Source organism: uncultured Exiguobacterium sp., from assembly GCF_964277885.1.
Classification (GTDB): Bacteria; Bacillota; Bacilli; order Exiguobacteriales; family Exiguobacteriaceae; genus Exiguobacterium_A.
The window spans coordinates 125,131-138,188 of record NZ_CAXYJR010000002.1 but is presented as its reverse complement, the minus strand read 5'-3'; the positions used below and the strand labels follow the sequence as shown (position 1 = coordinate 138,188).

Below are 13,058 nucleotides of genomic sequence, written 5' to 3'. Positions count from 1 at the left end.
CATGGAAAAGACCATTCGTTCTGACTTAGAAATCGCACAACAAACCGTTTTACGTCCCATTCGAGAAATTGCGGATCGGATTGGTTTGCAAGAAGAGGATTTTGATACGTACGGAAAGTATAAGGCGAAGTTGACAGACGGGCTGCTGAACCGGTTGGCAACGAAATCCGATGGTAAATTGATTCTCGTCACCGCCATTAACCCGACGGCTGCCGGTGAAGGAAAATCAACCGTTACCGTCGGGCTCGGACAGGCACTGCACCGTGCAAAGCATAAGACGATGATCTGTTTACGGGAACCTTCGCTCGGTCCGACGATGGGATTAAAAGGTGGTGCGTGTGGAGGTGGATATAGCCAAGTGTTGCCGATGGAGGAGATCAATCTCCATTTCACAGGTGATATGCATGCAATCACCTCTGCCCATAATACGATCAGTGCCTTGCTCGACAATCACCTGCATCAAGGGAACATTCTTGGTATTGATCCACGACGTATCGTCTGGAAACGCGTCCTTGATTTGAATGACCGTGCCCTACGCCAAGTCACGATTGGTCTCGGCGGTCCTGCGCATGGCGTACCGCGTCAAGATGGCTTCGATATCACGGTCGCTTCTGAAATCATGGCTGTTCTTTGCCTCGCCGATTCGATCACGGATCTCGAACGACGACTGAGCCGCATTGTCGTTGCGTATACGTACGATCAACAGCCGGTTACGGTCAAGGATATTCAAGCATCAGGAGCTGCGACGTTGCTTCTAAAAGATGCGTTCCGTCCGAACCTCGTTCAAACCGTCGAAGGAACACCGGCATTGATTCATGGCGGACCATTCGCGAACATCGCACACGGCTGTAACTCTTTGATTGCTACACAAACCGCATTGAAGTTAAGTGATTACGTTGTCACGGAAGCGGGATTCGGCGCTGACTTAGGAGCTGAGAAATTCTTTAACATCAAATCACGGATCGGCGGACTTCACCCGGATGCCGTCGTCATCGTCGCTACAGTGCGTGCCTTGAAGATGCATGGTGGTGTAGACAAAACACAACTTAGCGAAGAAAACCTCGCTGCCCTAACGGACGGACTTGCCTTACTTGAAAAACACGTCGAGACGATGAATTTATTTGGTGTACCTGCTGTCGTTGCCTTGAACCGTTTCTTCACCGATACGGAAGCCGAACGGAACATGATCTTGACATGGTGTCAGGAACGGAACATTCGTGTCGCGGAAAGCGAGGTCTTCAGTAAAGGGGGAGCCGGTGGTGAAGCACTCGTCGCGGAAGTCATGCAGGCACTTGAGGAACCAAGCCAGTTCCGTCCGCTGTATCCTGATGAGTTGCCGCTTCGTCAAAAAATCGAGCGAATCGCAAAACGTGTCTACGGTGCAGCCGACGTTCATTTTGAAGACAAAGCCCTCCGCGAACTCGAACGGTGTACGGAGATGGGATTGAATGAGTTACCGATTTGTATGGCGAAAACACCATTTTCTTTAACAGATGATCCTGCTCGGTATGGTCGTGTCGAAGACTTCACGATTACAGTCCGTGAAATCCGTCCATCGATTGGTGCAGGATTCATCGTTGCATTGACTGGGAATGTATTAACGATGCCGGGATTACCCGCAGTTCCTGCTGCCTTCCATATGGGCGTTTCGGAAGACGGACAGGTATTCGGACTTTCTTGATGAGAGGATGAGTTACATGACGATTGATCATTCACATTGGATAGCCTCTGACGGCTATACTACGACATTGCATAGTCTCGAAGCACATGACCCTAAAGGAGTCGTGATCGTCTTTCACGGGATGATGGAGCATGGCGCACGGTATGAAGAATTCGCAGAATTCCTCTATGCGCATCACTACCACACGATCATCGCAGATTTACGCTGTTTCGGAACTCAAGCAGCACAGCGCGGGACACTCGGTCATCTTGAACCGAATCAAGGTTTTAATCAATTGATGCAGGACGCAGAAGAACTCGTCTCTGACATCAAAGAACGTTACCCGACGTTACCGGTATTCATTTTCGGTCACAGTTTTGGTTCGTTGATCGCTCGCCGGATTGGTCAAACACTCGGTCACACGGTAGCAGGAATCATCGCGAGCGGCCCTCCGACGAGTACAGGTTTACTCGGTAACATCAGCGAAAAGCTCGTCGAACGCCAAATCAATCAGCTTTCTTCCACACATCTTGCTGAACGTTTCGGACAGCTGGTCTTCGGACGCTATAATCTACGTTTCTTCCCGGCACTATCGAAAAATGCCTGGCTCTCTTCGGATCCACAATCCGTCATGCGCTATGATGAAGATCCGTTATCCGGTCAAACGGTCACACTCGGGTTCTTCCATGAACTCTTGCACGCAACGAAACTCGTCAACGCACTTGCCTCCATCTATCAGCACCCGCGACATTTACCGCTCTTGTTGATTGCGGGTGGCGATGACGCGGTCGCATTCGACGGAAAAGGTATCCACCACCTGTTCGATATGTACAACCGTGTCCGTGTCGATGCCGTACAACTGACGATTTATAAAGGATTACGCCACGAACTCTTCCATGAGTTCGAACGTATCCGCGTTTTCGCAGATATCGCGAGCTGGTTGAATAAACAAGTCAACCCTGCAACTACACGCTCATCTTCTCATTCTTCTTAAGCCGCACCGATCGATACAAAAAAAGGCAGCGAATCCTTGCGATCCGCTGCCTTTTTATATCTATCGTTTTTCTCATTGAATCCAAGTCAGTGAAGAAATCATTGCTTCGATTTCCTCGATTTCAAGCGTCTCGCGTTCTGCGGAGTACGTCAATAAAACTAACCGTTCCCCATCCGAATACGCGTAGATTCGTAAGAAGATATCTTCTTCTTTCCCATCTACTGCGAGCAACGCTTCTTTTGTTGAATTACGACGGACTTCAAGTGCTCCTGTTAGTTCGATGCCGAACTCTTCCACTAACAGATTGATTTCTTGTTCCGCTGCTTCATACGGTGTCAATTCTTCTGAATCGGACTCATAAATGGACAATTGGAGCGTACCCATTGCATTTTCATCCGTCGAATAAAAACTGACATATGTCTCTTCTTCTTGATATTCGAATACCTTTGGATATTCTAGCGTGATCCAATGATCGACTGTGTACTGTTTCATTTGAATTCCTCCATTCGTTGTATCTCTTCAAAGCGGATACCCGTCACAGCCATACGCTCGAATTGTCGAGCGAGTTGAGCAGAGACGAACATGCGATGCGTGCGTTCATCTCGCATGAGATGATGCGGATAAATCGAATCGCTGATTCGTCGCTCTGTCAAAAAATAGACGCGTCGTCTCGGTACCAGACGGAATACATCCGTCGTATGTAGATGTTCGATTCGACTGACAGATAAGAGATTGAGAAGATAGTACGGAACCACTCCGTTCTTCGTCTCAAGATGTACCTTGAGACATTGTACAGAAAAAGGCGCGTATGCTGCAATGACGCGTTGCACACGTTCCGAGACGAGCGGCAGATCGAATGTGTTTGGAAGGACATCCGGTAGCAAATCCGCATCTTGATTGATGGAAAAAGCAAGTACACCTACGTTATGGAACCACTCTCCTATCAATAAGCGATGACGATCGAATTGGTGGTGGCAAATCGCTTCCCATCCTTTTCCCATCGGCTGTTCGCTCCAAACTCGCACTTCATTCACCAGACACTCTCTCCTCTACCCAACTTTACCCATATTGCAAATCAAGATTACCATTGGAAACGATTAACTAGTATTATTGTACACCGAATCTTAAAAGAAATTGCTTTTTTTCATAAAAGTTATGGAAATGCGCTCTTTGCTATGCTACTATATTTCATGTAGCCAATACGCGGGTGTAGTTTAATGGTAAAACCTCAGCCTTCCAAGCTGATGACGAGAGTTCGATTCTCTTCACCCGCTCCAATTATGACATAACATAGGTCTAGGACCATTTCCCTCTAGAGGGCAGGCGACTCGCGACGTGCGAGTCGTCTTTTTTTATTTTTTCTGCTGATGATTTCAACGAATTTATGGGTATACAACGATATAGATAGAGATTCGTAAAGGAGGATTCGTATGATTCAGATGAAAATGCCTGGCGTGACGATTTATCAAAGTACACTCATGAAAACGACGTCGACATTAATCGAGACGCCTGATTGTCTGATCGTCGTCGACCCTGGCTGGCTCCCCGATGAAATTGCAACGATTCGTCGAGATGTCGAAATCATACGTCGTGAACGACCATTATACGTCGTCTATACGCATGCTCATTTTGATCATATTTTAGGTGCCTATGCCTTTACGGATGCCATCGTCATCGCTTCAAAACCGTTCATCGATGTCGACCGACAGGAATCGCTAAAAGCCGTCCAAGATTTTAATGATGAATTTTACATCGATTCCCCCGTCCTTTTCCCAGACGTGACACATGTCATTCATGAGTCTGAGACGATTTTGACGATTGGTCAGACGAAGCTGATCTTCTTTTTGACACCCGGTCATGAAGCGACCCATCTTTCCTTCATCGTCATGCCACTCCACTTGTTAGTCTGCGGCGACTATGCTTCCGATGTTGAAATTCCCTTGATCGAACACGATTCCTCTGAGTATTTGACGACGCTCGAGTTACTCGAGTCGTTCATTTATGAATATGAAGTCAAACTCTTGATTCCCGGACACGGTCACATTTGTGATGTCCGAACGGAGATGATTGAACGACTTCATCAGAGCTATGATTATATCCTCGCACTCCGTGCTGGAAAAGAATCCGACTGGGCACCATCTTGGCAAACGACGCCGTTCATGAAACGTCTGCACGAAAAAAATAAGCGACAAGTCAAAAAAGAACACGAGGAACGATTAGCCCGCCGTCATTATGATTAACTTTCATCAATTAAAAGACTCGGTCGTCAAATTGGCGACCGAGTCTTTTAGGATTATCCAAGTAATGTAACGAGTAACGCTTTTTGTGCATGGAGACGATTCTCGGCTTGATCGAAGATGACAGATTGCTTGCCATCGATGACGTCTACCGTGACTTCCTCCCCGCGGTGCGCCGGAAGGCAATGTAAGAAAATGGCTTTATCATTTGCTTGATCCATGATATTGGCGTTAACCTGATATCCTTCAAATGCTTGCAGACGCATCGTCGCTTCTTCCTCTTGTCCCATACTCGCGAAGACATCCGTGTACACGACATCTGCACCACTCGCTGCTTCCTCAGGATCCGTCATGACGATGATGTTTCCACCTGTTTCTTTTGCGATGACTTGTGCCTCATGGACGACTTGTGGATCAGGAGCATACGTCGCCGGCGCACAGATGCGGACTTCCATTCCACTGAGCGCTCCACCAATCATCAGCGAATGCGCCATGTTATTTCCATCCCCGATATATGTCAAAATCTTTCCGGATCGTGTTCCAAATGTTTCTTCGATCGTCAGCAAGTCAGCAAGGACTTGGCACGGATGGTGTAGATCCGTCAATCCATTGATGATTGGAATCGTACCATGTGCCGCAAGCGTATCGACGATCTCATGACCGAACGTCCGAATCATCAGGGCATCAACGTAACGGCTCATGACTTGAATCGTATCTGAGAGCGGCTCCCCCCGCCCGATTTGCATATCTGCTCCACTTAGTACGATCGGATGTCCACCGAGCTCGACAACACCCGCCTCAAACGATAGACGTGTTCGCGTCGATGCCTTTTCAAACAATAAGGCCACTTTTTTATTTTTCAATACTTCTTCATACTTAAGCGGTTGTCGTTTGATGTCTTTTGCGAGTATCAATAGCTCCGTCAATGCTTCCGGCGTCAGTTCCGCCATCGTCAAGAAATGCTTTAGTTGTTGCATCGTCTTCATTTTACTTCCTCCTTGATCGGCTCTGTCCATGTATGAAGTGGCTTCACAGCATAAGGGGACTTTTCTGTCGCTTGTAGATGATAATGTGCTAGTTCGGGTTCTGTCAGAACTTGTACCCCGGTAGCAAGCGCTGCTTCGCGACTCGCTTTTTCTTCTGTCACGTGCGAATAGAAAATCGCACATTGTGCCCAGTCAATCGTTTCATCTAACGCTACACCTGTTCCGAAAGCCTCTGTATCTGCTCCAGCAACGATGATGTCTCTTGTCGTCAAATGTCGTTTCGTCGTCTCGTCGAAAATGAAACGCTCCAGCGCCAGTCCGTCTGTCGTCCATTGCAGCGTTTCACCTGTCGAACGCATGACCGGTCCTGTTTTCGGATCGACGCCTTGTAATTTTAGCGTTGAAAAAACAGGGGTTTTGACGGCATGGAAATCAAGTTTCGTCTGTTCCGTTGGTAGTACGACCGCTTGACCGACCGCTGCTTGGACTGCCCACTGCAAGATTGGTTGACCCGTTACTTTGGCGACGATCGGTAATGTCCGGGAGGCACGCGGATTGATTTCTAGCACGTAGACTTGATCGTCATGCAAGACGAATTGGATATTGTACGCTCCTTTATAATCCATTCGTTGCCCGATCATCTGTGCGATTCGCTCGATTTCGCTCTGAACGGTAACACTGAGCGATACAGGTGGCAGAATCATCGTCGAATCTCCAGAGTGAACTCCTGCGCGTTCCAATTGTTCCATCAAAATTGGAACGTATGTTGTCGTGCCATTCGTAATGCAATCGACTTCGATTTCCTTTCCTTGGAGGTAGGCATCTATCAGGACAGGGAATGATAATTCTGAAACGATAGCTTCTAACTGCTGTTGATCCTTTATGATATGCATTCCCTTTCCTCCGATGACATACGAAGGACGAATCATGACCGGGTAACCGATCGTTGTTGCGACTTCTATCATTTGTTCGTCTGTCGCCACTTCTTGTCCCGGAATCCGATCAACGCCGATGTCATCTAAAAATTGATAGAACCGCTCACGGTCTTCCATTTGATCGATGACATCTGCCGTTGTTCCGAGAAGATGATAACCGGCTTTCTCTAAACCAGACGCCAGCCCAATCCCCGTTTGTCCTCCGAACTGGACTAAGACGTCTTGGCAATCCTCTGCTTCTAGCACATGCATGACGTCTTCAAGTGTCAACGGCTCGACATACAGTCGATCTGCGACTTCAAAGTCGGTCGAGACGGTCTCCGGATTATTGTTTATCATGATTGTTTCATAACCGGATGCTTGTAATGCACGTACCGCGTGAACGGAGCAATAATCAAATTCGATTCCTTGACCGATTCGTATGGGTCCCGCACCGATGACAGCGACTTTCTTTTTCGTCGATGCTGTGACTTCCGTTTGACCACTCCAGTTTCCGTAGAAATAAGGCGTCGTACTCTTGAACTCTCCCGCGCATGTATCAATCATGTGATAGACAGGACGGATGCCTTTTTCTTTACGTAAGTGCTCGATCTTTTCAGCACTGACACCCGTCAGAAGGGCAATCTGTTCGTCCGTGAAGCCCATCATTTTGGTTTGCTTTAGAGAACTTTCATCCGTTAAATCGATTTTTTGTTTCTGCTCGACAAGACGTTGAAGTACTTTGACGAATAAGGCTTGTACTTTCGTCTGTTCAACGAGTTCTTCGACGGTCGTCTCCTTGCGATCGAGTAGCGCGAGCATCGCAAGCAAACGACGATCCGTCGGAGCCATCACTTCTTTCCACAGCTCGTCCGCTTCCGCTGTTTTCATCCATGTCGGATAAAGAGGTGATTGCTCGACTCCTGCACCGCGCCACGCTTTTTGTAACGCTTCTTCTAGCGTCTTCCCCATCGCCATGCTCTCACCCGTCGCCTTCATTTGTGTTCCAAGCGTCCGGTTACTGCCGGTAAATAGATCGAATGGGAAACACGGCACTTTTGCCGTAATATAATCCATCGTTGGTTCGAAGCTCGCCATCGTTTCCTTCGTGACAGGATTGATGCAATCGTCGAGTCGCTCACCGAGCGCAAGACGTGTCGCTAATTTTGCGATCGGATATCCCGTCGCCTTGGAAGCAAGTGCCGAAGAACGACTGACACGCGGATTGACTTCAATGACGAAATAGCGTTCTTCCGTCGGATGGATTGCGAATTGAATGTTGCATCCACCGATGACACCGAGATGCGATACGATTTTCCGCGCTTCCGTCCGCAATTGTTGATTCATTCGATCCGAAATCGACTGAATCGGTGCAAAGACGACCGAGTCCCCGGTATGGACGCCGACGGGATCGATGTTTTCCATGTTACAGACGATGATCGTCGTATCTGCACTATCACGCATGACTTCATATTCGACTTCTTTATAACCAGCGATACTCACTTCAACCAAACACTGTGAAATCGGACTCGCTTGTAAGCCGTTCTGCGCTAAAAGACGCGCCTCGTCCTTCGTCACCGCGATGCCGCCACCCGTTCCACCGAGCGTAAAGGCTGGTCGGATGACGAGTGGCACCCCGTGTACTGCTATGAATTCCTCAAGCTCTGCTAACGACTCAATCGTTTGACTTTCCGGAAGCGGTTGCGCGAGTTCGATCATCTTTTGCTTGAATCGTTCACGATCTTCTCCGTCTCGGATCGTCTCAAGCGAAGTTCCGAGAAGTTCGACACCATATTGTTCAAGTACGCCTGCTTCTTCAAGTGACATCGCAAGATTGAGTGCCGTTTGTCCGCCGACCGTCGCTAGGAGATGGGATGGTCGATCTTGTTCGATGATGGCCGTTGCTTTTTCAAGAGTCATCGCCTCAATATAGACATGATCTGCCGTGCTCGGATCCGTCATGATAGTAGCCGGATTCGAATTCATTAAGATGACCTCGCATCCCGCTTCTCGAAGCGCCTGACAGGCTTGTGTGCCGGAATAATCAAATTCTGCTGCTTGCCCGATGACGATCGGACCCGAACCGATGACAAGTACTTTCTGTTTATCCCACATATGCTACCTCCTGATGTAATACGCTATTTACGAATTGATCGAAGACGACCATCGCCTCTGTCGGTCCTGGACTCGCTTCTGGGTGAAATTGGACTGTCATGATCGGTAGTACCGGATGAATCAATCCTTCAACGGATCCATCATTGATGTGTTCGTACGCAAGTTCCATCTCAGACGCTTCGATACTTTTTACATCAACAGCATAACCATGATTCTGAGACGTCATGAACACTTGTCCGGATGCTAGATGACGTACAGGATGATTCGCTCCTCGGTGTCCGTGATGTTGTTTTAATAAGGTACAACCGAAGGCATGAGCGAGAACCTGATGTCCCATACAAATACCAAGTGTCGGATAGCTCGTCGCTAGTTCACGGATTCCTGAAAGAAATGGATCCAGTTGTGTTGGATCACCAGGTCCGTTGGAAAACAGTAGACCATCAGGGACCAGCGCTTGAATCTGTTCCGGTGTCGTATCATATGGCACGACCGTTACACGCATATGGCGTTCAAGCAAAGCGTCGATCATCGATTGTTTTACGCCGTAATCGATACAAACAATGTGTCCCTGTTCGACTTCTGGTACGTATTCGATGTTTGAAGTCGTCGATACGGAAGCGATGTATGCTGTGTCGATTGACTCAGTGACTGCCATATCCTCTTGCATCATGTCTCCAAATTGATCGCCCTCTGTCCGTAATAGATGCACAAGAGAACGCGTATCGACTCCTGACAAAATCGGCACATTCGCTTCACCCAACCAGCTCGCGAGTGATGTTCCTTCCCCGTCCTCTGCTAATGTTTGAACGATGACACCAGCGACTTGAATCTGGTTGCTCTCTGACGCCTCCGCTTGAATACCGTATTGACCAATCAACGGGTATGTGAAGACAAGAATTTGCCCCTGATAAGACGGATCCGTCAAGACTTCCTGATATCCTGTCATTCCAGTGAAAAAGACGACTTCTCCTTTGACTGGAGCTGTTCCGTGCCACGAACCGGTAAACGTCGTTCCGTTCGCAAGCGTTAGTTTTCCGGACTGTTTCATACGATGACCTCCTGTTGACAAACGAGTTGTATTTTTTCGATGGCGTGCATGAGTTCCTGTTCCGTCACGAACAACGATGGTAATAAGCGAATGACATGAGGACCAGCCGATACGACGAGAAGACCATTCTCACGTAAGGCGTCAATCAGCGGTGCAACAGGCATTACACACTCGATACCAATCATCAAGCCACGTCCGCGAACAGAGCGAACGATGGATTTAGGTAGCTTTTGCTCTAATTGCTGTCTCAAAAATTCGCCTTTTCCTTGAACATCTACCATGACAGTGTCACTTAACAAGAGTTCAAGTGTTGCTTCCGCAGCTGTCATCGCGAGTGGATTCCCACCAAAGGTCGAACCATGCGATCCCGGCGTGAACACTTCCGCTGCCTCTTCCGTTGCGAGTAGCGCACCGACCGCGAGGCCACTTCCAAGCCCTTTCGCAAGAGTGATGATATCCGGTACGAGTGGCGTCTGCTCAAACGCAAAACGAGAGCCCGTCCGACCAATGCCAGTCTGCACTTCATCGACGATGATTTTGACATCGTAACGTTGCGCCTGCTTCATTAGAGCCTCAAGCCACGCATCGTCGGCGACGACGACCCCGCCCTCTCCTTGAATGATTTCGAGCCATACGGCAGCCGTTTCCTCCGTAATGGCTGATAGACTCTCCATCTCGTTAAACGGTAGATGTTTGAAGCCATTCACCATCTCCCCGTATCCCACTTTGATTTTCTCCTGTCCTGTTGCGCCCATCATCGCAAATGTCCGACCATGGAACGATTGTTTGAACGTGACGACTTCCGTTTTTCCTGTCCATTTTCGAACAAGTTTGTATGCCGCCTCGTTCGCTTCCGCACCACTGTTACAAAAGAAGGCATGACTGAGATGACTGTCTTCCGTCAAACGCTTTGCGACCCGCTCTTGTCCCGCGATTTGAAACAGATTCGACGTATGCCAAATTTGATTCAATTGTTCTTCTAGCCGTTGCTGAATATATGGATGACGATGCCCTGTATTGCATACAGCGATTCCCATGATGAAATCAAGATACGTTTTTCCTGTCGCATCTTCTACGATCGACCCTTGTCCTTTGACCAATTCCACATCAGTACGTTGATAAGTGGGTAATAGTGCACTCATGTAATTCCTCCTTGATTCGTGTCCCTGCAGCTAACACATTTTTCCCCGATCGAATGACGACCTCTGGAATACCATGCTGAGTGGCCTGCATCATCGCTTCGACCTTTGGAATCATTCCCCCGTAGATTTCTCCCGACGCTATCGCAGCTTCGATGGCTGCAGACGTGATTTCTGATTGATAGTCACCGTTTACTTTTACACCCTCGACATCCGTCAACAATTCAAATCGGTCGACGGACCAAGCCTTCGCGACAGCAATGGCGCACGCGTCTCCGTTACTGTTCAATACACCTTGTTCTCCTGTGATGAGAGAAGTGACGACCGGCACATAACCATTCGTACTCAACACGGTGAACAATCGTGGATGAATGTGCGTGATTTGACCGACTTCCCCGAGTCCTTTGACCTTTTTACCATGGACGCTCGCACCGTCTAACCCGCTCATCCCGACTGCTGAAATTCCTGCCTGATTCAATTGCTGAACGATCCCGGATTGCACTTCACCGGCGAGAATGCGTCTTGCCCCAAGTAAGACACCATCCGTCGTTACACGGACACCATCTCGAAATACAGGTTGGATTCCCTCTTGTTCGCAGTAACTCGATAGAAGTGGACCACCCCCATGAACGATCAATAGTTCATTGCCGGTTTCGACCCATGCTTTCCATTCCTCGAAATACCGCGCATCTAACTGCTCCCATACACTACCACCCAGTTTGATGACTTTTCGTTTCGTCATGTCCGGTAGCTCGCATTGATTTTGACGTAATCGTACGTTAGGTCACAGCCGTAAGCGTGCCCTTGTCCTGTACCGTCATGCAAATCGATATGAATTTGGACGTCCTGCTGTGCCAACTCCTGCGACGCAACTACTTCATCGAATAAGACAGGCATGCTCTGTCGCAACACCCACTGCGAACCGATTTTGATGTCAACGTTTGATACATCGAGCGGCTCTTTGATACTTCCGACAGCAGCGATGATTCGTCCCCAGTTCGCATCTTCCCCAAAGATGGCTGTCTTGACGAGTGACGACCCGACGACTTGTTTGGCGATCATTCGTGCCACTTCATCCGTTTCTGTCCCCGCTACCGTCACCTCGATCAACTTTGTCGCGCCTTCCCCGTCCCGCGCAATCTGTTTCGCTAAATCTTGGCAAACCGTTTCAATCGCTTGCTCAAATGCCAATGCTTCGTCTGTGCCTTCAACGATCGTTGCTCCTCCTGCAGCTCCGCTCGCTAAAATCATGACCATGTCATTTGTCGAACTGTCTCCATCTACGGTAATGCAGTTGAACGTCCGATGAATCGTCCGGCGCAACAGTGTCTGTAAGACATCTGGTTCAATCGTTGCATCGGTCGTCAAGAAACCAAGCATCGTCGCCATGTTCGGATGAATCATCCCTGACCCTTTCGCCACGCCACAGACCGAAATTTGGATATCTCCTTGCATGTATTGTTGACCAACTGTTTTCGTACCGGTATCGGTCGTCAGGATCGCATGCGCAAACGAATCGGCTGACGCGTCATCCTGCCCTGGAGCCAACTGTGGAATGCCCGCTAGTAACGTATCAATCGCTAACGGTTGACCGATGATCCCAGTCGAAGCGATGGCGACTTGTTCAGGAGCGATTCCGAAGTGTGTCGCTAATGCTTGTTGTGATGTGTACGCATGTGATAGACCTAGTTCTCCTGTGCAGGCATTCGCATTTCCACTGTTGACGAGGACGGCATGAATGCGTCCTTGTGACGCCTGTAGTGCTTGCTTCGTCACAGTAATCGGTGCTGCTTGCACTTGGTTCGTCGTATAGACAGCCGCGGCACTTGCCCCTTCCTCACACCAAATCAAACCAAGATCCTTTCGCTTTCGTTTTAGTCCCACATGTACCCCTGATGCTTGAAATCCTTTCGGTGTCGTAATCGTCAATGGGGTCTCTACTTGTACTTGCCACACAGGCGCTCC

At 48.7% G+C, this 13,058-nt stretch carries 11 protein-coding genes and 1 tRNA gene; 4 read left to right on the top strand and 8 right to left on the bottom strand.

All coding sequences use genetic code 11. The annotated features are described in order from the left end of the window. Position 1 precedes the first annotated feature (1 nt). Together ACHWTJ_RS00915 and ACHWTJ_RS00910 are read left to right on the top strand one after the other, a co-directional pair. A complete protein-coding gene (locus ACHWTJ_RS00915; RefSeq protein WP_394678955.1) occupies positions 2 to 1,681 on the top strand; it encodes a formate--tetrahydrofolate ligase in 1,680 nt (559 codons plus the stop codon). Positions 1,682 to 1,697: 16 nt separating this feature from the next. Continuing rightward, positions 1,698 to 2,654, top strand: a complete 957-nt coding sequence (locus ACHWTJ_RS00910) for an alpha/beta fold hydrolase (protein WP_294743621.1) — start codon at positions 1,698 to 1,700, stop codon at positions 2,652 to 2,654. Between the two features lie 72 nt (positions 2,655 to 2,726). On the opposite strand, the gene ACHWTJ_RS00905 is transcribed toward ACHWTJ_RS00910, so the two are convergent. Further along, entirely contained in the window at positions 2,727 to 3,146 is a 420-nt protein-coding gene (locus ACHWTJ_RS00905) for a hypothetical protein (RefSeq protein WP_023467229.1), read from the bottom strand. Next, complete coding sequence (locus tag ACHWTJ_RS00900) at positions 3,143 to 3,688, bottom strand: hypothetical protein (protein WP_394678954.1); 546 nt, start codon at positions 3,686 to 3,688, stop codon at positions 3,143 to 3,145. Before ACHWTJ_RS00900 ends, ACHWTJ_RS00905 begins: the two co-directional genes overlap by 4 nt. Positions 3,689 to 3,857: 169 nt before the next feature. On the opposite strand from ACHWTJ_RS00900, the gene ACHWTJ_RS00895 reads away from it, so the two are divergent. After that, a tRNA-Gly gene (locus tag ACHWTJ_RS00895) sits at positions 3,858 to 3,931 on the top strand. 153 nt (positions 3,932 to 4,084) lie between these two features. Next, positions 4,085 to 4,894, top strand: coding sequence for an MBL fold metallo-hydrolase (locus ACHWTJ_RS00890; protein ID WP_394678953.1), 810 nt, complete (start codon positions 4,085 to 4,087; stop codon positions 4,892 to 4,894). A gap of 53 nt (positions 4,895 to 4,947) precedes the next feature. Here ACHWTJ_RS00890 and argF read toward each other — a convergent pair whose 3' ends face one another. Genes argF through argJ form a run of 6 tightly spaced genes read right to left on the bottom strand, consistent with a single transcriptional unit; the run spans position 4,948 to position 13,049 of the window. Continuing rightward, complete coding sequence (argF, locus tag ACHWTJ_RS00885; protein ID WP_394678952.1) at positions 4,948 to 5,877, bottom strand: ornithine carbamoyltransferase; 930 nt, start codon at positions 5,875 to 5,877, stop codon at positions 4,948 to 4,950. Beyond that, positions 5,874 to 8,906: a carbamoyl-phosphate synthase (glutamine-hydrolyzing) large subunit gene (carB, locus tag ACHWTJ_RS00880; RefSeq protein ID WP_394678951.1), complete on the bottom strand. Its 3,033-nt coding sequence runs from the start codon at positions 8,904 to 8,906 to the stop codon at positions 5,874 to 5,876. Before carB ends, argF begins: the two co-directional genes overlap by 4 nt. Next, a complete protein-coding gene (locus ACHWTJ_RS00875) occupies positions 8,896 to 9,954 on the bottom strand; it encodes a carbamoyl phosphate synthase small subunit (protein ID WP_394678950.1) in 1,059 nt (352 codons plus the stop codon). The genes carB and ACHWTJ_RS00875 overlap by 11 nt, the downstream gene beginning before the upstream one ends. After that, positions 9,951 to 11,096: an acetylornithine transaminase gene (locus ACHWTJ_RS00870; protein ID WP_294743609.1), complete on the bottom strand. Its 1,146-nt coding sequence runs from the start codon at positions 11,094 to 11,096 to the stop codon at positions 9,951 to 9,953. Before ACHWTJ_RS00870 ends, ACHWTJ_RS00875 begins: the two co-directional genes overlap by 4 nt. Beyond that, the gene (gene argB, locus ACHWTJ_RS00865) at positions 11,062 to 11,835 is read right to left on the bottom strand and encodes an acetylglutamate kinase (RefSeq protein ID WP_394678949.1); all 774 of its coding nucleotides are present in this window, start codon (positions 11,833 to 11,835) and stop codon (positions 11,062 to 11,064) included. The genes ACHWTJ_RS00870 and argB overlap by 35 nt, the downstream gene beginning before the upstream one ends. Continuing rightward, positions 11,832 to 13,049 carry a bifunctional glutamate N-acetyltransferase/amino-acid acetyltransferase ArgJ gene (argJ, locus tag ACHWTJ_RS00860; RefSeq protein WP_394678948.1) on the bottom strand — a complete coding sequence of 406 codons (1,218 nt, stop codon included), beginning with the start codon at positions 13,047 to 13,049 and terminating at the stop codon, positions 11,832 to 11,834. The genes argB and argJ overlap by 4 nt, the downstream gene beginning before the upstream one ends. Positions 13,050 to 13,058 lie beyond the last annotated feature (9 nt).

What these genes read in the sequence shown, in the direction of transcription:
- ACHWTJ_RS00890 (WP_394678953.1), top strand. Translation starts at nt 4,085, where the DNA reads ATGATTCAGATGAAAATGCCTGGCGTGACGATTTATCAAAGTACACTC.
- ACHWTJ_RS00905 (WP_023467229.1), bottom strand. Translation starts at nt 3,146, where the DNA reads ATGAAACAGTACACAGTCGATCATTGGATCACGCTAGAATATCCAAAG.
- ACHWTJ_RS00915 (WP_394678955.1), top strand. Translation starts at nt 2, where the DNA reads ATGGAAAAGACCATTCGTTCTGACTTAGAAATCGCACAACAAACCGTT.
- ACHWTJ_RS00910 (WP_294743621.1), top strand. Translation starts at nt 1,698, where the DNA reads ATGACGATTGATCATTCACATTGGATAGCCTCTGACGGCTATACTACG.
- ACHWTJ_RS00875 (WP_394678950.1), bottom strand. Translation starts at nt 9,954, where the DNA reads ATGAAACAGTCCGGAAAACTAACGCTTGCGAACGGAACGACGTTTACC.
- argF (WP_394678952.1), bottom strand. Translation starts at nt 5,877, where the DNA reads ATGAAGACGATGCAACAACTAAAGCATTTCTTGACGATGGCGGAACTG.
- carB (WP_394678951.1), bottom strand. Translation starts at nt 8,906, where the DNA reads ATGTGGGATAAACAGAAAGTACTTGTCATCGGTTCGGGTCCGATCGTC.
- argB (WP_394678949.1), bottom strand. Translation starts at nt 11,835, where the DNA reads ATGACGAAACGAAAAGTCATCAAACTGGGTGGTAGTGTATGGGAGCAG.
- ACHWTJ_RS00870 (WP_294743609.1), bottom strand. Translation starts at nt 11,096, where the DNA reads ATGAGTGCACTATTACCCACTTATCAACGTACTGATGTGGAATTGGTC.